Source organism: Sphingopyxis sp. GW821-FHT10B01 (genome assembly GCF_059415685.1).
Genome location: NZ_JBWKNS010000003.1, coordinates 274899 through 295331 on the forward strand (window position 1 = coordinate 274899; position 20433 = coordinate 295331).

A 20433-nucleotide genomic window follows, 5' to 3' on the forward strand; every position below is an offset into this window, starting at 1 on the left:
AGATGTCCGCAATCGGTCGTCAGCAGCCATCCATATCCTCGCTACGCCCAGGGTTCTGGAATCCCCTTTAGGGATAGCTGACCGTCTTCGGCACTTCGGGGATCGGGATAAATTCCTCGCTGTCGCCGGGGACGAGCGGGAATTTACGCTCTTTCCAGTCGTGTTTTGCCTGATTGATGCGGTCGCGCGAGGAACTCACGAAATTCCACCAGACGTGACGCGGGGTCTTGAACGCCTCGCCGCCGAGCAGCATCACGCGCGCGTCGGTGTCGGCGCGCAGCGTCATCGCTTGTCCCGGCTTCAATATGTAGAGGCTGTAACGGTCGAGGCGCTCGCCATCGAGGCTCGCATCGCCGAGCGCCACGAGCACCGCGCGCTCGTCGGCTTCGGCATCGATCGGAATCGTCGCGCCCGCATTCATCAAGATATCGGCATAGATGGTCGCGGCGTGCTGGGTGATCGGCGAGGTCGCGCCCCACAGGCTGCCCATGATGACGCGCGCCGACACGCCATTGTCCTCGATCAGCGGCAGATCGTCCTTCGCGACATGCTCGAACGCCGCGTCGATCTCTTCCTTGCCGTCGGGCAAGGCAAGCCAGGTCTGCATTCCCGAAATGCCCGATCCCGTGGCGCGCTCGGCAGCGGGGGTGCGCTCCGAATGGGCGATACCGCTGCCCGCGGTCATCAGATTGCACGCGCCGGGGCGGATCGTCGCGAAGGTGCCGATGCTGTCGCGATGATCGATCGCGCCCTCGAACAAATAGGTCACCGTCGCGAGGTTGATATGCGGATGCGGGCGCACGTCCATGCCGCGGCCGATGTCGAAATGCGCGGGGCCGAACTGATCGACGAAGATAAAGGGGCCGACCATCGTCCGCGCCTTGTTCGGCAGCGTGCGCCGCACTTCGAAGGCGCCAAGATCGTGGGTCGAGGGGGTGATGATGTCGAACATCAATCGAGCCTTTCCAGTGTTTTCTTCGTCTTTTCGGTTTCGACATTGCCCGTGTTCAATGTCGAGTTCGGTTCGAGGAGAAGCACCTGGCATTCGCCGTCCAGCGCCTCGGGGCAATGTTCGGTGCCGTGCGGGACAATGATGAACTCGCCGGGTTCGACGATCACGTCGCCGGTCCGCAGCCCCATCTTCATCCGCCCCGCGACAACAAGGAACAATTCATCCTCATGGTCATGGTGATGCCAGTCGAACTGGCCGGCAAACTTGACCAGCTTGACCTGGAAATTGTTGATATCGCCCGCGACGCGCGGGTTCCAGTGATCGTGGAAGGTTGCAAAGGCTTCTGCGAGATTGACCTTGTCCGGCATCTTCATTCTCCCGGCGCGGTCGCCTTGATCGCGAGCGCATGAACGCGCTGCCCCGGCAGGTCGCCGAGCGCCTTGTTCACCGCGCGCTGACGCGCGACACGGTTCTGGCCGGCAAAGCCCGCCCATTCGATGGTCAGGCTGAAATGCGACTCGCCGCTGCCGTCGTCGCCAGCGTGGCCATGATGCTGGGCGCTGTCGTTGCTGACGGTGAAAATGGCGTCGGGAAAGGCTGCGGCGAGCAGGCTTTCCATCTCTTGCTGTGCGGGGCCTTTGCTGCTCATGGGGTTGACCATAGGCGCTTCGTCGCCAAATTATAAGACCTCCAGCACCTCTTGAAAGTCTGTTGTGCCTTCTTCTGCACGCCCTTCCCGTTTTCATGGCCGTGTCCCGCGCGAGGAGCCCTGCGCCGCGCCCGGATGCCGCGAGCCGGGCGAGTTCCGCGCGCCGATGTCGTGGACACGCTCGCCCGACGGTCCCCCGCAATATCGCTGGTTGTGCCTCGACCATGTTCGCGAATTCAACGCGGGCTATAATTTTTTCGAGGGCATGAACGCCGACCAGATCATGGAGGCGCAGTCACCGACCGCGGGCTGGGAAACCGAAAGCCGTACCTTCCGCGCCGCGGGCAGCGCCGACCTGCCACCGCGCTGGGCCGATTTCAGGGACCCGATCGACGCGCTCGGCGCGCGCTTTCGCCAGCGGATGGACGAGGCCCGGCGCGAGGCGGCCAATCCCGGCCTGTCGCGCGAGGAACATGCCGCGATGCAATTGCTGGGCCTGGCCGCCGGTGCCGACCGCGCGGCGCTCAGGCGGCGTTACAGCGAGCTCGTCCGGCGCTATCATCCCGACCGCAACGGCGGCGACCGCAGTTTCGAGTCGCGGCTGGGCGAAGTCGTCGCGGCGTACCAGTTGCTCCGCAAGACAAAGGCTTTCGCATAGGGAGACTGCGATGACCGACCTCAATGAAGCCCGGATCGAGGTGGTGCGCCGCCACATGGCCCTCGAAATCACGCACGACTGGGACGGCGTCATCGCGACCTTCGACCACCCGCGCTACGAGCTGATGGGTCCCGGCACCATCTTTGACGGCGAGACGGCGGTACGATCCTATTTCGCCGCATCGCGCGAGCCTTTTCCCGATCAGGCGAACGAGGTCATCGCGATCGCGGCCGACGAGGGCACGAACACGGTGCTCGTCGAATTCTGGCTGACCGGCACCCATCTTGGCCCGCTGAAGCTCGGCCTCAGGACGATCGAGCCGACCGGCAAGGCGTTCCGCATTCGCATGGCCGCGAGCTTCGAGTTCGCGCCGGGCAGCGACAAGATCGTCTGCGAACGCCCCTATTACGACCAGTCGGCGGTGATGAAGGCGCTCGATTTGCTCTGAAAAGGCGTTGCAAGCTGAAACCGGGGCCTATACCGCGCTAGCCGAAGCGCCGTCCGCGGCGACTCTCCCCTTATCGTTTCGCTGGACCTTGTGACATGACCGATATTCCGAACAGCCTTCCCGATCACCATGGCTCGACGCTCCTTGCGGCGCCCGATGTCGAGATCGACGCGCGCGAGATATTCGGGGTCGACATCGACATGAAAGTACCGGCGTTCAGCGAGGCCGATGAACGCGTTCCCGACCTCGATCCCGCCTATGTCTTCGACGGCGATACGACGCTCGCGATCCTCGCGGGTTTCAAATACAACCGCCGCGTCATGGTGCAGGGCTATCACGGCACCGGCAAGTCGACGCATATCGAACAGGTCGCGGCGCGCCTCAAATGGCCGTGCATCCGCGTCAACCTCGACGCGCATATCAGCCGTATCGACCTTGTCGGCCGCGACGCGATCGTGCTGCGCGACGGTCAGCAGGTCACCGAATTTCGCGAAGGCCTGCTCCCCTGGGCGCTCCAGACCCCGACCGCGCTCGTCTTCGACGAATATGACGCGGGCCGTCCCGACGTGATGTTCGTGATCCAGCGCGTGCTCGAGACCGAGGGCAAGCTGACCCTGCTCGACCAGAACCGCGTGATCCGCCCGAACCCGCATTTCCGCCTGTTCTCGACCGCGAACACCGTCGGGCTCGGCGACACGAGCGGGCTTTATCACGGCACGCAACAGATCAACCAGGGCCAGATGGACCGCTGGAACATCGTCGTCACGCTGAACTATCTGCCCGCCGCGACCGAGAGCGCGATCATCCTCGCCAAGGTACCGAACACCGACGAGACGACCGTCGCCAATATGGTGAAGGTCGCCGATTTGACGCGGCAGGGCTTCATCAACGGCGATATCTCGACCGTGATGAGCCCGCGCACAGTGATCAGCTGGGCGCAGAACACCGCGATCTTCAACAATATCGGTTTCGCCTTTCGCCTGACCTTCCTCAACAAATGCGACGAGGCCGAACGGATGATCGTCGCCGAATATTATCAGCGCGTGTTCGGCGAAGACCTGCCCGAAAGCGTGGTCGCCAAGTGAAGTCGATGCGCCGCCTGCCGGTGGCGTGCGCGGCATTGGCCCTGTCAGGGTGCAGCATCGCGGCGGTCGATTATGGCCCAGTCCGCCACGCCGACTATGTCGCCGACCCGCGCTGCACGGCGCAATCGGGCGCGGCGGTCGATGCCGAAGCGCTGCCCTATTTCTTCGTGACGAGCCGCCTGCCCGACTGCCGCACCGACGACATCAGTCTGCTCCGCCATCGCGGCGACAAGATGCGCTATGGCCATTTCGCCGCGCCCCGCGAAATCGAAGTGGGCAAGAAGAAGAAACTGCGGACCCCGCTGGCGTTTCAGGAATCGGGTGACTGGTGGAAGGCGCTGCAGTCCGAAACCGACAAACGGCAGGGACGCGTCCTGCTTTACGTCCATGGCTATCGCGAAACGTTCGAGAGCACATCGAAGGACGCGGCGCAGATCGCCCGCATGACGGGCTTCGTCGGACCGGTCATCGAATATAGCTGGCCGTCGCAGGGCGAGGTGCTGAGTTATGCAGTCGACGAAACCAACATGTATCACGACGTCCGCAATTTCCGCGACTTCCTGAAGACACTCGCCGAACGGCCGTGGGTCAAGGAGATCGTCATCGTGTCGCATTCGCTCGGCGCGCGGCTCGTCATCCCGGCGATTTCATACGTCGACCGGACATCGAGCAGCGCCGACAGCAGCAATATCTCGAACATCATACTCGCCTCGCCCGACATCGACCGCGAGACGTTCGAGCGCGATATCGAAGAGGAAGTGCTCGCGGCGCGGCGCGTCGCGCGCGATCGGCGGATCACCATCTATGTCTCGCACGCCGACAAGGCGCTCGCCGCATCGCGCGCACTGCACGGCTATCCCCGGCTCGGTTCGCCCTATTGCTTCGACCCGTTCGAAGCCGCTGACCTCAACGCCAAGGGATTGCCGGTCCGTTGTTATACCGCGGCGGTTTCGGGACTGACCGTGATCGACACCACCGACGTTTCGCGCGGCACCACCGGGCACAGCAACTTCCTGCGCAGCGCGGTCGCGTGCCGCGATTTTGTCGATGTCGTCGCGGGCAAGCGGACGCGGCCCGAGCGCACGGCGACGCAGCTTGCCCATGTGTTCCGGCTGCTCCCCGATCCCGCCGTGCCCAAGGGCGGCGACGACGCAATCTGCCACCGAACCCCCGAAATCGAAGCGGCCGAGTAGCTTTTCAGAAGCCGCACATGATGGCGAAGTTGGTGAGCCAGACGACCGGCCCCTCGCCGGTCCACAGCCACAGGCCGCCGGCCGCGACAAGGCCGAACAGCGCGAGCGCAATCCAGTCCTGCCGCGCCAGCCTCACGCCGGCTGCAACCGCTTGACCGGTGCGTCGGCGATCGGCAGGTGGACGAGCCCGGCGAACAGCCCGAGCGCGATCGAGAAACCCCACGCGATATTATAGCTGCCGGTCGCGTCGAAGATCAGCCCTGCCGTATAGGCACCGAAGAAGCTTCCCAGCTGATGGCTGAGGAAGACGATGCCGTAGAGCATCGACAGATGGCGGATGCCGAAAACACGCCCGACGATGCCGCTGGTCAGCGGCACGGTGCCGAGCCAGAGGAAGCCCATTGCCCCCGCGAACACCAGCGCGCTGGCGTGGCTGAGCGGGAGGAAGAGGAACAGCGCGATCACCGCCGAGCGCGCGGTATAAAGTGCCGACAGCACATATTTCTGGCGCAGGAAATCGCCCGCCCGGCCGAACACATAGGAGCCGAGGATGTTGAACAGCCCGACAAGCGCCAGCACCTGCGCCCCGATCTCGATCCCGAGACCCTTGTCGTCGAGATAGGCGGGCAGATGCGTCGCGATGAAGGCGATGTGGAAACCGCAGACGAAAAACCCCGCGTTGAGCAGCCAGTAGCCACGATGAATCGCGGCCTCGCGCAGCGCTTCGCGCGCGGTCTGCTCCTCGACCGCGAGCGTGCCCGGTGTGTCGGTGCGGCCGGAAACGCCGATCGCGAGCAGCCCGCACAGCGCGACAAGACCCGCCATGATCCACAACGTCTCATGATAGCCGATGTTGCCAAGCAGCATCGATGCCAGCGGGACGACGAGGAATTGCCCGAGCGATCCGCCCGCCGTCACGATCCCGAACGCACTGCTGCGCTTTTCGGGGCTGACGACGCGCCCGACTGCGCCGAGAACGACGACAAAGGTCGTTGCCGACTGCGCCATGCCGATCAGCAAACCGAAGCTGATATGCAGCCCGATCGCATCGGTTGCAAAGGCCGCACCGATCAGCCCGAGCGCGTAGAGCAGCGCCCCGGCGAGCACGACGCGCCCCGCACCATGCTTGTCGGCAAGCGCGCCGACGAACGGCTGGACGAGGCCGAACAACAGATTCTGGAGCGCCATCGCGAGGCCGAAGTCGGACCGGCTGATCCCGATATCGACGCTCATCTGCGGCAGGAACAGGCCGAACGACTGGCGCACACCCATCGCGAGCGTAACGATGAACGCCGCGCAGACGATGACGACCCACGGCTTTTTCATGGGGGAGAGTGCGGGGGAGCTCATATCCAGCCGATGCTCCTGAGCCCGCGCAAGGTCAAGCGAGCTTAGCTACTACCCTGTCCACTCCCTCTTTCGTCACCCCGGATCAAGTCCGGGGTGACGATTGAAAAGACGGCTACCCGACTCTTCCTTCGACGGCAAAAGCTGGTTAGAGCCGACTCGAAATGTCTGCCCAATCTCCCCTCGACGATTTCAAGGCCGCGCTGTCGAGCGTCGCGCGCGCCGTCACCCGCGATGCCGAAGTCGAGGTCGGCTTTACCGCCGACGCGCCCGCGCAGATCGGCAAGGCGATCAAGGTTCCCACGCCTTCGCGCACCCTGCCCGCCGATCAGGTCGCCGAGGCCCGCGGCTTCGCCGACGCCTATGCGCTGCGCATGAAGCACCATAGCGAAAAGCTGCACGCCGCGGCGCGCCCCGCCGAGCCGCTCGCCGCCGCCGCGTTCGACGCGATGGAGCGCGCCCGGATCGAGGCATTGGGCGCGCGCCATATGGACGGGATGCGCAGCAACCTGTCGGCCAGCCTCGCGATGCGGATGCGCAGCGACCCGATCAGCCGCGCGCAGAACCGCGACGAAGTCCCGGTATCGAGCGCGCTCGAACTGATGCTGCGCGAAGCGCTGACCGGCGAACAGGCACCGCAGGGCACCGAGACCGGCCTGTCGTTGGTCCGCGAATGGATATCGAAGGAAGCGGGCGGCGACTTGACCGCGCTCTCGATGCTGCTCGACGATCAGGCGGCCTTTGGCGAAACCGCGAAGCTCGCGCTGCGCCACCTCGACCTCATCTATGGCGACGAGCCGATGGAAGAGGGCGCCGAGGACGGCGGCGAGGAAGATGAATCCGAGGCCGAGGAAAATCAGGAAGAGCAGGACAGCGAAGACGGCGGCGCCGGTGAATCGCAGGTCGATGCCCGCGCCGAAATGGCGGGCGATCAGGCCGACGACGGCGACAGCGACCCCGACGCGCAGGAAATGGAAGCCGACGGCGAGCCCGAAATGGGCGGCGAAGGCGACGAGGGCATGTTGCCGGTGCGCCCCAACCGCCTGCCGAGCGACATTCCCGATTTCAACTATCTGCGCTTCACCGAAAAACATGACGAAATCATCCTCGCGACCGAGCTGTGCGACGCCGACGAACTGACCCGCCTGCGCGCCTATCTCGACCAGCAGATGGCGCATCTGCAGGGCGCGGTGACCAAGCTGGCGAACCGGCTCCAGCGCCGCTTGATGGCGCAGCAGAACCGCGCGTGGGACTTCGATCAGGAAGAAGGCCAGCTCGACGCGGCGCGGCTCGCGCGCGTCATCGTCTCGCCCGGCCAGTCGCTGAGCTACAAGATCGAGCGCGATACCGACTTCCGCGATACCGTCGTCACGCTGCTGATCGACAACAGCGGATCGATGCGCGGCCGTCCGATCAGCATCGCCGCGATCAGCGCCGACATCCTCGCGCGCACGCTCGAACGCTGCGGCGTGAAGACCGAGATTCTGGGCTTCACGACGCGGACATGGAAGGGCGGGCAAAGCCGCGAGGACTGGCTCGCCGCGGGGCGCCCGGCGCACCCCGGCCGCCTCAACGATTTGCGCCACATCATCTACAAGCCCGCCGACGAACCCTATCGCCGCGCGCGCAAGTCGCTCGGACTGATGATGCGCGAAGGGCTGCTGAAAGAGAATATCGACGGCGAGGCGCTGACATGGGCGCACAGCCGCATCATCGGCCGCCCCGAAGAACGCAAGATACTGATGGTGATTTCCGACGGCGCGCCGGTCGACGACAGCACGCTGTCGGTCAACCACGGCGCCTATCTCGACCAGCATCTGCGGCAGGTGATCGAATGGATCGAGTCCCGCTCGCCGGTCGAGCTGTGCGCGATCGGCATCGGTCACGATGTGACGCGCTATTACAGCCGCGCCGTCACCATCATGGACGCCGAGCAGTTGGGCGGGACGATGGTCGAGCAGCTGGCGGGCTTGTTCGACATCGATTGAGCTGAAATGGGGGGCCCTACGGGGTGGGTGACAACCCCTTGCCCCCTCGTTACAAACCCTTCCGGGGCAGCAGGGACTCGCGACCTTACGACGAGGGCCGCTGCACTGACATTAATGCTGAGGGGTCGCCGGCATGACTTGGGGCCGCACCATGGGGTGCGTGGCTGAGGGGGCGACTACGCATGAAAAAAGCATCCGACCTGTTCATCGAGTGTCTGGAAGAAGAAGGCGTCGAATATATTTTCGGCGTTCCGGGCGAGGAAAATCTCGACTTCCTCGACAGCCTGTCGCGCTCGACCAAGATCAAGCTGATCCTGACGCGGCACGAACAGGGCGCGGGCTTCATGGCCGCCACCTACGGGCGTCACACCGGCAAGACCGGAGTCTGCCTCGCGACATTGGGACCGGGCGCGACAAACTTCGTCACTGCGGCTGCCTATGCGCAGCTCGGCGGCATGCCGATGATGATGATCACCGGGCAAAAGCCGATCAAGAAATCGAAGCAGGGCCGCTTCCAGATCCTCGACGTCGTCCGGATGATGGGACCGATCACCAAATTTACCCACCAGATGGCGTCATCGGACAATATTCCGAGCCGCGTCCGCGAAGCGATCCGCCTTGCCGAGGAGGAAAAGCCCGGCGCGGTGCATATCGAATTGCCCGAGGATATCGCCGACGAGCATACCGACAGCGTCCCGATCAAGCGCAGCCACGTCCGCCGGCCGACCGCCGACGTGAAGTCGGTTCGCGAGGCGGTGCGCGTGCTCGAAAAGGCGAAATCACCCGTGCTCGTCATCGGTGCCGGCGCCAACCGCACGATGACCAGCCGCATGCTGCTGCAATTCATCGAAAAGACCGGCATTCCCTTCCTCACGACCCAGCTCGGCAAGGGCGTGATCGACGAACGGCATCCGAAATTCCTCGGCTGCGCCGCGCTCTCGTCGGGCGACTTCGTGCACCGTGCCGTCGAGGCGTCGGACTGCATCGTGAACCTTGGTCATGATGTGATCGAAAAGCCGCCCTTCTTTATGAAGCAGGGTGGGCCAACGGTGATCCATGTGTCGACCAAGACCGCCGAGGTCGATCCGGTCTATTTTCCCGACATCGAAGTGATCGGCGATATCGCCAATGCGGTGTGGCAGATGAAGGAGGACATCGTCCCCAACGGCGGATGGAAATTCGACCATCTGCTCGCCTATCGCCAGGCCGAAGTCGACCATACCGCGCCGCTGGCGAAGGACGAGCGCTTCCCGATCTTCCCGCCGCATCTGGTGCAGTCGGTGCGCGACGCGATGCCCGACGACGGGATCATCTGCCTCGACAATGGCGTGTACAAGATCTGGTTCGCGCGCGGCTATACCGCATGCAAGCCGAACACGGTGCTGCTCGACAATGCGCTGGCGACGATGGGCGCGGGGCTGCCGTCGGCGATGATGTCGGCGATGGTCTACCCGGATCGCAAGGTGATGGCGATCTGCGGCGACGGCGGCTTCATGATGAACAGCCAGGAGATGGAGACCGCGGTCCGCCTCGGCCTCAACATCACGGTGCTGATCCTGAATGACAACAGCTATGGCATGATCCGCTGGAAACAGGCGAACATGGGCTTCAAGGATTGGGGGCTGACCTATGGCAACCCCGATTTCGTCAAATATGCCGAAAGCTATGGCGCACACGGACACCGCGTGACAAGCGCCGCGCATCTGAAGGAACTTCTCGCCCACACGCGCGATACGCCGGGGGTGCATCTGATCGATTGCCCGGTCGATTATTCGGAGAATGACCAGATCCTCAACATCGACATCAAGAAGCTGTCGAAGGAGCTGTAACATGGACTCCCCTCCCGCAAGCGGGAGGGGCAGCGAGACTTGCGAGCTCGCTCGCTAGTCGCAGCGGGGTGGGCTATCCGCACCGTTGCTGGCCCACCCCCAACCCCTCCCGCAAGCGGGAGGGGGGAGAAGCTGAATGAAACTCAAAGACGTCTATCCGCTCTATCTCAACAACAAGGCGGTGCAGCCGAACACCGACCTCGAGGTGATCGACAAGTTCACCGGCGAGGTCGCCTTCCGCACCGCCTTGGCGACACCCGATGTGATCGACGAAGCGATCGCCGGCGCGGTGCGCGCCGCCGAGCCGATGGCGAAGCTCGCGAGTTTCGAGAAACGCGACGTGCTGACGCATTGCGTGACGCGATTTCAGGAGCGGTTCGACGAGCTCGCTTTTGCCCTATGCGTCGAAGCCGGCAAGCCGATCGCCGATTCCGAGGGTGAGGTCACGCGCCTGATCGACACCTTCCGCATCGCCGCCGAGGAAGCGACCCGCAACTATGGCGAGGTCCAGCCGCTCGACATTTCGGCGCGCGCCAAGGGCTATATGGGGATGTGGAAGCGCGTGCCGATCGGGCCGTGCAGTTTCATCTCGCCGTTCAACTTCCCGCTCAACCTCGCCGCGCACAAGATCGCACCGGCGATCGCGATCGGCTGCCCGTTCGTGATGAAGCCCGCATCGCTGACCCCGCTCGGCGCGATCATCATGGGCGAAGTGCTCGCCGAATGCGATATCCTGCCCGAGGGTGCGTTCAGTATATTGCCGGCGACGCGCGCGGGCGCCGACCTGTTCACCACCGACGAACGGCTGAAATTGCTCAGCTTCACCGGCTCGCCCGGCGTCGGCTGGGATTTGAAAACGAAGGCGGGCAAGAAGAAGGTCGTGCTCGAACTCGGCGGCAATGCCGCGGTCGTCGTCGACAAGGACGCCGACCTCGACCATGCACTCGCACGCATCATCTTCGGCGGCTATTACCAGTCGGGACAAAGCTGCATCCATGTCCAGCGTGTGATCATCCACGAGGATATCTACGACACGTTCCGCGACATGCTCACGGCGAAGGTCAGGACGCTGAAATCGGGCGATCCGAAACTGCGCGACACCTTCATCGGCCCGATGATTTCGGTCAAGGAAGCACAGCGCCTCAAGGGCTGGATCGACGACGCCGTCGCTGCCGGCGCGACGCTGCTCGCGGGCGGCGGCTGCGAGGGCAATATGCTCGACGCCGCGCTGCTGGAGAATGTGCCCGGCGACACCGACGTCGTGCGCGAAGAGGCCTTCGGCCCGGTCGTCATCCTGTCGAAATTCTCGAACTGGGAAGCCGCGCTGGCCGAGGTCAACGATAGCAAATTCGGGCTTCAGGCCGGAATCTTCACGCGCGACATTCACAAGATACTCGACGCATGGGATCATCTCGACGTCGGCGGTATCGTCGTCAACGACGTGTCGTCCTACCGCGTTGACAATATGCCTTATGGCGGGGTCAAGGATAGCGGGCTCGGCCGCGAGGGCGTTCGCTTCGCGATCGAGGATATGAGCGAAATCAGGAATTTGGTGATCCGGCGAACCTGATTGGATCATGGCTAACCATATATGTGTCAGATAGGCAACGTCATGGAAGTGACGCCGAACCGTCCCTGAATTGTCGCGACTTTGAGTCGAAGGGTGTAACAAAACTCCTGTCTAGGCCGAGAGCAGCTAAAGGCTGCTTTCGGAGTGTGACATGGCATCGATTTCGACCCTGCCCATCCCCGCGCGTTTTCCCGACCCCTTCACGACCGATCCGCATGTTCCCGAACGGCTGATCGGCGAGCGGCGGAGTTATCGGACGGTGTGGGTCAGCGACATCCACCTCGGCACGCGCGGCTGCAATGCCGCGATGCTGATCGACTTCTTCGACCATGTCGATTGCGAGACGCTCTACCTCGTCGGCGACATCATCGACGGCTGGCGTCTCAAGAAGCGGCATTTCTGGCCGCCCGAACATAATGACGTCGTGTGGCGCGTGCTCAAGCGTGCGAAACGCGGCACACGCGTCGTCTATGTCCCCGGCAACCATGACGAAATGTGCAAGCCGTTCGACGGCTTCGATTTCGGCGGGGTCGAGATCCGCCGCGAGGCGATCCACGAGACCGCCGACGGCCGCAAACTGCTCGTCGTCCATGGCGACGAATTCGACGCGGTGATGCTCGCGCACCGCTGGCTCGCCTTCGTCGGCGACGCCGCCTACACCGCGCTGATGAAGTGCAATGTGGTCGTGAACCGCATCCGCAGCGCCTTCGGCCTGCCCTATTGGTCGCTGTCGATGGTCGCCAAGCACAAGGTCAAGAACGCGGTCCAGTTCATCGGGCGCTATGAGGAAGTCGTCGCGCATGCGGCGCGCTCGCGCGGGGTCGACGGGGTCGTGTGCGGCCATATCCACAGCGCCGAAATGCGCGAGATCGAGGGCACCGAATATTATAACGACGGCGACTGGGTCGAAGGCTGCACGGCGCTGGTCGAACATCATGACGGGACGATGGAAATCCTGCACTGGGCCGAAGAGGTCGCAGCACGTTCGGCGCCGACGACGCTCCAGCTCCCCGCTCCGGCGCGTGCAGCATAAGGATCCGGCAGCATGAGAATCCTCATCGTCACCGACGCCTGGGAACCCCAGGTCAATGGCGTTGTCCGCACGTTGCAGGCGACGATCGCCGAACTGCGCGCCGCGGGGCATGAGGTCGGGGTGGTTTCGCCGGACCTGTTCCGGTCGATGCCCTGCCCCTCCTACCCCGAAATCCGTCTCGCCTTCGCCGGTTGGCGCAAGGTCGGGCGGCATATCCGCGCTTTCGGTCCGCAGGCGATCCATATTTCGACCGAGGGTCCGCTTGGGCTCGCGGCGCGGCGCTGGTGCGTGAAGAACGGCTTTCCGTTCACCACCGCCTATCACACGCGCTTTCCCGAATATGTCGCGGCGCGGCTGCCGGTATCGCCCGCCCTTGTCTGGCCTTTCATTCGCTGGTTCCACCGCCCGGCGCAGCACATCATGGTCGCAACACGCAGCCTCGCGCGCGAGCTCGCCGCGCAGGGGCTTGGCCAGACGATGATGTGGGAACGCGGCGTCGACCATGACCTGTTCCGCCCCGGCCGCGCACCGCTGCCCGCCTATGAAGGCCTGACCCGTCCGATCCAGCTCTATGTCGGCCGCGTCGCCGTCGAAAAGAATATCGGCGCCTTTCTCGACTGCGATCGGCCGGGAACCAAAGTCATCGTCGGCGACGGCCCCGCAATCGCCGAACTGAAGGCGCTGCATCCCGGCGCGCTGTTTCTCGGCAAGCTCGGCGGCGAAACGCTCGCCGCGGCCTATTCGGGGGCAGACGTCTTCGTCTTTCCCAGCCGCACCGACACCTTCGGTCTGGTCGTCATCGAGGCGCTGAGCTGCGGCACACCCGTCGCCGCCTTTCCGGTGCCCGGGCCGGGCGACATCCTGACGGACGGCGCCGGCGCGCTCGACGAGGATCTTGGCAAAGCAATCGACACCGCGCTGGCATGCGACCGCGCCGACGCCGAGGCACTGGGCGCGCGATACAGCTGGGCAAGCTGCACCGCGCAGTTCGCGAAGGCCCTGACCTTCGTGCCTGCCAATCGGACACCCGAAAGCGCGCTTGGAACGACCCGGCTGCCGGCCTAAATCCCTTCCCCCTTTGATAGGGGAGGAGATCAGTTTCAGAAGGTCTTGCGCCACTCCAGCTCGATATAGCGGCCCAGAGGGTCGATATAGCTGGGCTGGTAATTGAGCGGCACGCGGCCATTCGCATCGGTGATCTTGCGTTGGGCGTCGAAGATGTTGTCGACCGCAAGGCGCAGGCGCGACCCCTTCAGGAACGGCAATTTCTCGGTCAGCTTCGCCTTCTGGTTCAGGTCGACGAAAAAGCGCAGATTGAAGGTCGCGAGGTCGCCGAACTTCAGGTCGCCCGCGGTGCCGCCGGTCACCGTGCTGCCGCTGTCATATTTGGCGCTGAGCCGCACGCCCATACCCTTGTAGAACACCCCGCTGTCGAGCTCGAACAAGTGGCGGTTGCTGCCGCCGCTACTGCCCGTCGCCGACCCGTTCAAAAGATCGAGTTCGGGAACGCCGGGGCGGATCAGCACTTCGTCGGTCAGTTTGATCGTGTGATAGAGCGACACCGACCAGCGCCCGCCCTGCGGCCCGCCGAACATGCCGCCGGGCCCACCGAGACCGCGCCCGCCGCCGCCCATACGCGGGCCACCGCCGCCGCTGCCGCGCGGGCGATCACCACCGGCACCCGGTCCGCCACCCGCGCGAGCGCCCGCACCATCGGGGCGCCCGCCGCCGGGGCCACCCAGGCCCGGGCCGCGCTGTTGCGGCTGACCAAAACTCTTGCCGAAGTTCAGGCCCCAGCGGATCTGCGAATTCTCGGCGCGGTCGAAATTGACCGGCCGCTGATCGAGCGCGATCAGCACGCCGTTCGCATCGCGCGTCACACGGTCGGGAAAGGCGGCTTCGATCTCGGGCGTCAGCAACGGGAAGCTGTTGGCGGTGTCATAGCTCTTGTTGCGGTTGTAATTGACCGAGAAGCTCAGCCCTTCAAGCATCGGCGGCGACCAGTTGAGCCCGAGTTTCAGGTCGCGGCGCTGCTCGGCGAGCAGGAAGGGATTGCCTCCCGTCGTCGTCGTGATCTGCACCGTCTGCCCGGTCGAAAAGTCATAATAGGTCACCGCAGGTGTCACCAGCGGCGCGGCGCCGAGTTGCTGGATACCGGGCGCCGCTTCGTCCTGGTTGAAGCTCGCGATCAGCGACAGATTGTCGGTCAGGCCCCAGTTGAGGTTCGCGCCCCAGCTCTTGAGCGCAGAAAAGTCGCTGGGGTTCTGAACCTGACCGCTCAAAGTCAGCGAGACACGGCCGATCTTGCCGACCTCATATTCGGGATCGAGGAGCGGGATTGTCAGCGAACCGAAAACGCCCGGAAGGTCGCGCGCGAGATCGGTGGTCGTGATGCCGTTCGCATTGTCGGAGCGGCTGTCGAAACGCTGGCCCGAGTAGCTGCCGGTCATCGACAGGCGGATCGGTCCGGCCCATCCCTCGGTGACAGTGCCCGACAGGTTGGCGTTGCCGCCGAACGTCTGCTGACTGCTGTCGAACCGGTCGCGGTTTCCACTGATGCGGTCGGTGAAGGTGAGCTGATCGGCGTCGGCATAATTGCCCGACACGGACCAGCGCCAGTCGCCCAGCATGCCGTTGACGCTGGCGGTGGTGGTCAGATTGCGGCTGCGGCTGTCGCGCGTCAGCGGGTCGTCGACCCCGCCGACCCCAGGCCCGAGCAACGAGAGGCTGTCGGTCTGGTCGAAGCGCACATTGATCGATGCGTCGGTCAGCTTGTTCAGGCTGCGCTGGACCGTCGCGTCGATCGAATATTCGTCCGACGCGCCCAGCAGACTGCGCGCGGGTGCCTCGGCGGCCTGCGCCGGGTCGTCATAATCGAGGTTCCGCTCGCTTTCGCGGAGCATCGTCTTGTGATCCCAACCCGCGTTGACGTTCACCCGGCCGTTTTCGCCGATCATCAGGAAGCTCGGCTGAAGCTCGCTCTGGAACCGTCCGCCCTGCGTCGGGATACCGCCCTCGCCCTCGACCGCAATCTGACGGAAATTGGGCTTGAGCACCATGTTGACGACGCGCTCGTCGGCCGAATAGCCATATTGCAGCGCGACCTCTTCGGGAAAGACCTCGACCTTTGCGATCGCCTCGGGGGGCAGGTTGCGCACTTCGCCGAAACCGCCGATGCGGCGGCCGTTGACGAGGATGATCGGCCGCCCGCTGCCGCGCCCGCGCCCCGAGCGCGTCTGCGGCGCGAGGGCGTCGAGCAGTTCGGAGACGTTCGACACGCCATAACTCGCAATCGCCGCCTCATCGAGTTCGACCTCGGCCTTGATGTCGGTTTCAAGCTGCCCTGCAAGCCGCGGTGCGGTGACGACAATCTCTTCGCCGTCGATATCGTCATAAACGTCATCGCCGCCATCGGACGCCGTCGGGGCAGGATCGGCCGGCTGGTCAACCTCGGCCGTCACGGCAGCGCTCGCCGGCAGCGCATCGGTTTCCGCCATTGCGGGCCAGGCAAGCGCAGCACTTGCCGTCAGCAATAGGGCGCGCGCGGAAAGGGAGAGGCGATAGTTATTCATCGGGGGAGATGCCTTCTATTCTTGTCTTCGTTTTTATTGGCGCATCAGCGGTTAACCCCTCCTGACGCACGATTTCGTCTGCGGTTCATCTATGTCGCAATTGTCGCAACAATGTGTCGAGGCCATGCCTGTTCCACGAACAGGCCATATCGACCGCTGGACAGCATGCGCCTTCACCCTTATCGGCCACCCATGCCGACTCCCAACTCTTCCGCTCCGCCCGAATCCATCCTGATTGTCGATTTCGGCAGCCAGGTCACCCAGCTCATCGCCCGCCGCGTCCGCGAAGCCGGCGTGTATAGCGAGATCGTCCCCTTCACGCAGGCCGAAGCCGCGCTCGAGCGGATGCAGCCCAAGGGCGTGATCCTGTCGGGATCCCCCGCCTCGGTCCCTGCCGACGGCAGCCCGCGCGCGCCGCAATCGATCTTCGACAGCGGCCTTCCGGTGCTCGGCATCTGTTACGGTCAGCAGGTGATGAGCCAGCAGCTCGGCGGACAGGTCGAACCTGGCGGCGCCGACGGCGAGCGCGACGGCGAATTCGGCCGCGCCTTCCTGACCGTCACCGAACCGTGCGTGCTGTTCGACGGCCTGTGGGAAGTCGGCGAGCGCCATCAGGTGTGGATGAGCCATGGCGACAAGGTCACCGAGTTCGCGCCGGGCTTTCGCATCGTCGCGGTCAGCGACGGCGCCCCGTTCGCACTGATCGCCGACGACGAGCGCCGCTATTATGGCACGCAATTCCATCCCGAGGTCGTCCACACCCCTGACGGCGCGAAGCTGATCGCCAATTTCGTCCGCCACGTCTGCGGCTGCAGCGGCGAATGGACGATGGCCGAGTTCCGCGCCACCAAGATCGCCGAAATCCGCGCGCAGGTCGGCGACAAGCGCGTGCTGTGCGGCCTTTCGGGCGGCGTCGACAGCGCGGTCGCCGCGGTGCTGATCCACGAAGCGATCGGCGAGCAGCTGACCTGCGTCTTCGTCGACCATGGCCTGCTTCGGATGAACGAGCGCGAGCAGGTCGAGCGCCTCTTCCGCGACCATTATAATATCCCGCTCGTCGTCGTCGATGCCGAGGAACGCTTTATGGCCGGGCTCGCCGGGGTCACCGACCCCGAGAAAAAGCGCAAGTTCATCGGCGGCGAGTTCATCAATGTGTTCGACGAGGAAGCGCAGAAGCTCGGCGGCGCCGACTTCCTTGCACAGGGCACGCTCTATCCCGACGTGATCGAGAGTGTGTCGTTCACCGGCGGGCCGAGCGTGACGATCAAAAGCCACCACAATGTCGGCGGCCTGCCCGCTCGCATGAAGATGGCACTCGTCGAACCCTTGCGCGAATTGTTCAAGGACGAAGTCCGCCTGCTCGGCAAGGAACTGGGGCTCCCCGAAATTTTCGTCGGCCGCCACCCCTTCCCCGGCCCCGGTCTTGCGATCCGCATCCCCGGCGAAGTGTCGAAGGACCGCTGCGACATCCTCCGCAAGGCCGACGCCGTCTATCTCGACGAAATCCGTAACGCCGGTCTTTATGACGCGATCTGGCAGGCGTTTGCGGTGCTGCTCCCCGTCAAGACGGTGGGCGTGATGGGCGACGGACGCACTTACGACCATGTCTGCGCGCTGCGCGCGGTCACCTCGACCGACGGCATGACCGCCGACATCTACCCCTTCGACGCCAGCTTCCTCTCGCGCTGCGCGACGCGCATCATCAACGAGGTGCAGGGCATCAACCGCGTGGTGTACGACTATACATCGAAACCGCCGGGCACGATCGAGTGGGAGTGACGATAACAATCGATATCCATCGGTGCGATCCCTTCGATTGCTCGACCAAATTGCCCAATTCGATCTAAAAAGCGGTAGTCACGGCAAGGGCGCGGATTTTGGGCGCTGGCGTCACCTTCGCGCGACCGTCCAGATTGCTTTGGCGACGCTCGGCAATCCAAGCCTCAACCTCCTCCAAATCCCAAACATCGTGGCGTGAGCTTGAATCGACGCGAAAACCCGCCTCGTCTTTCCATCTCAAAAATGGTGCTGTCGGCCAATGGAACGACGAGCTTGAGCTCGTGCCGCCGGATCATTCGGGGCAGCCCAGTGAATATCGCGCCAGCCCCCGAATTATCGACACGGCTTTCGGTTACAAGATAGCAGAAGCGGGGGCCACGCGGACCGCGCAGAGTTGTAACTTCATGGCGGGCTGGTTCATTCGGCGCCGGACACGACGGACATGGAGATTGAGGAAGGGAAAGTGCGCGAGAAAAAGACCGAGTGCGTCTGCGCCCGATAATCCGCCGGTTTCGCTTTCAGTATGTTGGGGACGAAGGTCTGCGGGTTGCGGTTGATCAGCGGGAACCAGCTGCTCTGGACCTGCACCCCGATACGGTGCCCTTTTTGAAACACATGCGATGCCGAATGAAGGTCGATCTTATATTCCAGCACCTTGCCCGGCTGGATAGCCGCCGGTTTCTCATAGCTGGCGCGAAAGCGGCCGCGGAACACCTCGTTCGCGATCATCCGTTGGCGGCCGCGCAAATTCGCGGGTGTCGCCGCGTCGGACGGATAAATATCGACCAGCTTCACCACCCAGTCGGCATCGGTGCCCGTCGTGCTGGCAAACAAGCGCGCCGCGATGTCGCCAGCGACCGTGACATCCTCGGCCAGCGGCTCGGTCTGCCAGAATAGGACATCCTTGCGCTGCGCGAAGGGCGCCTGATCGTCGGATATCCACGTCGACCAGTCGGAGCCCGGCCGCATGAACGGCTTCAATATCGCGCGGTCGCGGTAGGGCACCGGGTTCGCCGGGTCCGAAATGAAACTGCTGGCGCCCTTGCCCGACTGTGGAGCGTCGAAGGAGAGCTTGCCGTCAGGATGCAAATACAGGTTGCGTCGCTTGCCCCCGACCGCAGGCCAACGCGAATGGCGCTGCCACTGGTTGCTGCCCGACTGGAAAACAAGCGCCTCGGGCTGGTCGAGCTTGCCTACGCCTTTGAGCCAATAGCGAAACCAGGGAAGTTCGACCGAGCTGCGAAACCATTGCCCCGTCGGTCCGCCTAGTTCGAACGGACCATAATTGCTGCCCTCGCCGCGCCAGCCGCCATGATTCCATGGCCCGACAACCAGATAGTTCAGGCCGCGATCGTCACCCTTCTCCTGATTGGCGTAAATCGTCATGGGACCATAAAAATCTTCCTGATCCCACCAACCGGCGACGATCAGATTGGGGACGGCGACCTTGCCAGGCATCATATGCGAAGTTCGGCTGTCGCTCCAGAAACGGTCGTAATTCGGATGCGAAACGAAGTTTTGCCAGCTCGGCATCACGCGGCCGAGCAGCCGCTGATCCATGTTCGCGAGGTCCGGCTGTTTCAGATACCAGTCATAGGCATCGTCGGTCCCGAAATCGAAAGCATTCATCGTGCGGCCGTCGGTCTCGAGCGCCGACACCCACGACCAGGCATAATCGAGCCGGAAGGCACCGTTGTGGAGGAAGTCGTCGCCGATAAACATGTCCTCGGGCGACGCCTGCGAGGTCACCGCCTTCAACGCAGGGTGCGGATTGACGGTCGCGATCGCGGCAGTCCAGCCTCCATAAGACACACCGAACACGCCGACCTTGCCATTATTGTCGGGCAGATTTTTTACCAGCCAATCGATGCTGTCATAGGTGTCGGTGGCTTCGTCGATGCCGTCCGCCTTTGTCTTGAGCGGGCGCAGGTTGACGAACTCGCCTCCCGAACCAAACCGGCCGCGGATGTCCTGAAAGACAAAGATGAACTTGTCTTCGGCCAATTCGCCATAGCTGCCACCCTTGCCAAGGCCGCCTTCGATCCGCGCCTTGGTGAAGCCATAAGGCGACCGCGTCATGAGAATGGGGAGTTTGCCGACATGGCCTTTGGGACGCCAGACCTGCGCGTGCAGACTGATGCCATCGCGCACCGGAATCATCACATCCTGCGCTTCATAGCCAGAAGCATTTGGCGCAGCCGCGACTGGTTGGCTCGTCGTCGGCCGAGCCACAATCGGGGCTCCGACAACGGTGCCCAGCACCATCGCGAACGCTGCAATAGCGAACCGAACCGAACGACTGCGCATCACCTTGACACCTCCCCCAAACC

Annotated in this window: 17 protein-coding genes; 10 read left to right on the plus strand and 7 right to left on the minus strand. The window is 63.8% G+C overall.

What is annotated here, in order from left to right; translation table 11 throughout:
- Positions 1-67: 67 nt before the first annotated feature.
- The 3 genes from AC07NV_RS10315 to AC07NV_RS10325 are packed head-to-tail and all read right to left on the minus strand — an operon-like array spanning position 68 to position 1571.
- Positions 68-952, minus strand: coding sequence for a pirin family protein (locus AC07NV_RS10315; RefSeq protein ID WP_495166258.1), 885 nt, complete (start codon positions 950-952; stop codon positions 68-70).
- Positions 952-1326: a cupin domain-containing protein gene (locus AC07NV_RS10320; RefSeq protein WP_495166259.1), complete on the minus strand. Its 375-nt coding sequence runs from the start codon at positions 1324-1326 to the stop codon at positions 952-954. The genes AC07NV_RS10315 and AC07NV_RS10320 overlap by 1 nt, the downstream gene beginning before the upstream one ends.
- Positions 1323-1571, minus strand: coding sequence for a BolA family protein (locus AC07NV_RS10325; protein ID WP_495166700.1), 249 nt, complete (start codon positions 1569-1571; stop codon positions 1323-1325). The genes AC07NV_RS10320 and AC07NV_RS10325 overlap by 4 nt, the downstream gene beginning before the upstream one ends.
- Positions 1572-1767: 196 nt before the next feature.
- Between AC07NV_RS10325 and AC07NV_RS10330 the strand changes: the two genes are divergently transcribed.
- The 4 genes from AC07NV_RS10330 (at position 1768) to AC07NV_RS10345 (ending at position 4985) form a co-directional block, all read left to right on the plus strand.
- Positions 1768-2259 (plus strand): J domain-containing protein, encoded by a 492-nt coding sequence (locus AC07NV_RS10330; protein WP_495166260.1) that lies wholly within the window; start codon positions 1768-1770, stop codon positions 2257-2259.
- Between the two features lie 10 nt (positions 2260-2269).
- Positions 2270-2707, plus strand: a complete 438-nt coding sequence (locus AC07NV_RS10335) for an ester cyclase (protein ID WP_495166261.1) — start codon at positions 2270-2272, stop codon at positions 2705-2707.
- Positions 2708-2802: 95 nt separating this feature from the next.
- Positions 2803-3792: a cobaltochelatase subunit CobS gene (gene cobS, locus AC07NV_RS10340; protein ID WP_495166262.1), complete on the plus strand. Its 990-nt coding sequence runs from the start codon at positions 2803-2805 to the stop codon at positions 3790-3792.
- A gap of 5 nt (positions 3793-3797) precedes the next feature.
- Positions 3798-4985: an alpha/beta hydrolase gene (locus AC07NV_RS10345; RefSeq protein ID WP_495166263.1), complete on the plus strand. Its 1188-nt coding sequence runs from the start codon at positions 3798-3800 to the stop codon at positions 4983-4985.
- Between the two features lie 4 nt (positions 4986-4989).
- Here AC07NV_RS10345 and AC07NV_RS10350 read toward each other — a convergent pair whose 3' ends face one another.
- Complete coding sequence (locus AC07NV_RS10350) at positions 4990-5121, minus strand: hypothetical protein (RefSeq protein WP_495166264.1); 132 nt, start codon at positions 5119-5121, stop codon at positions 4990-4992.
- Positions 5118-6335 (minus strand): MFS transporter, encoded by a 1218-nt coding sequence (locus AC07NV_RS10355; protein ID WP_495166265.1) that lies wholly within the window; start codon positions 6333-6335, stop codon positions 5118-5120. Before AC07NV_RS10355 ends, AC07NV_RS10350 begins: the two co-directional genes overlap by 4 nt.
- A 161-nt stretch (positions 6336-6496) precedes the next feature.
- Between AC07NV_RS10355 and cobT the strand changes: the two genes are divergently transcribed.
- From cobT to AC07NV_RS10380, 5 genes are all read left to right on the plus strand, one after another.
- The gene (gene cobT, locus AC07NV_RS10360; protein WP_495166266.1) at positions 6497-8320 is read left to right on the plus strand and encodes a cobaltochelatase subunit CobT; all 1824 of its coding nucleotides are present in this window, start codon (positions 6497-6499) and stop codon (positions 8318-8320) included.
- 182 nt (positions 8321-8502) lie between these two features.
- Entirely contained in the window at positions 8503-10149 is a 1647-nt protein-coding gene (locus AC07NV_RS10365) for an acetolactate synthase large subunit (protein ID WP_495166267.1), read from the plus strand.
- A gap of 136 nt (positions 10150-10285) precedes the next feature.
- Entirely contained in the window at positions 10286-11719 is a 1434-nt protein-coding gene (locus AC07NV_RS10370; protein WP_495166268.1) for an aldehyde dehydrogenase family protein, read from the plus strand.
- 151 nt (positions 11720-11870) lie between these two features.
- Entirely contained in the window at positions 11871-12752 is an 882-nt protein-coding gene (locus AC07NV_RS10375) for a UDP-2,3-diacylglucosamine diphosphatase (protein ID WP_495166269.1), read from the plus strand.
- A 12-nt stretch (positions 12753-12764) separates the two neighbouring features.
- The gene (locus tag AC07NV_RS10380) at positions 12765-13817 is read left to right on the plus strand and encodes a glycosyltransferase family 4 protein (RefSeq protein ID WP_495166270.1); all 1053 of its coding nucleotides are present in this window, start codon (positions 12765-12767) and stop codon (positions 13815-13817) included.
- A 35-nt stretch (positions 13818-13852) separates the two neighbouring features.
- On the opposite strand, the gene AC07NV_RS10385 is transcribed toward AC07NV_RS10380, so the two are convergent.
- On the minus strand, positions 13853-16249 hold the full coding sequence (locus AC07NV_RS10385) for a TonB-dependent receptor plug domain-containing protein (RefSeq protein ID WP_495166271.1): 2397 nt from the start codon (positions 16247-16249) through the stop codon (positions 13853-13855).
- Between the two features lie 267 nt (positions 16250-16516).
- Here AC07NV_RS10385 and guaA point away from each other — a divergent pair, with 267 nt between their 5' ends.
- Complete coding sequence (gene guaA / locus AC07NV_RS10390) at positions 16517-18103, plus strand: glutamine-hydrolyzing GMP synthase (protein WP_495166272.1); 1587 nt, start codon at positions 16517-16519, stop codon at positions 18101-18103.
- A 417-nt stretch (positions 18104-18520) separates the two neighbouring features.
- On the opposite strand, the gene AC07NV_RS10395 is transcribed toward guaA, so the two are convergent.
- Positions 18521-20410 carry a CocE/NonD family hydrolase gene (locus tag AC07NV_RS10395; protein ID WP_495166701.1) on the minus strand — a complete coding sequence of 630 codons (1890 nt, stop codon included), beginning with the start codon at positions 20408-20410 and terminating at the stop codon, positions 18521-18523.
- Between the last annotated feature and the right edge of the window lie 23 nt (positions 20411-20433).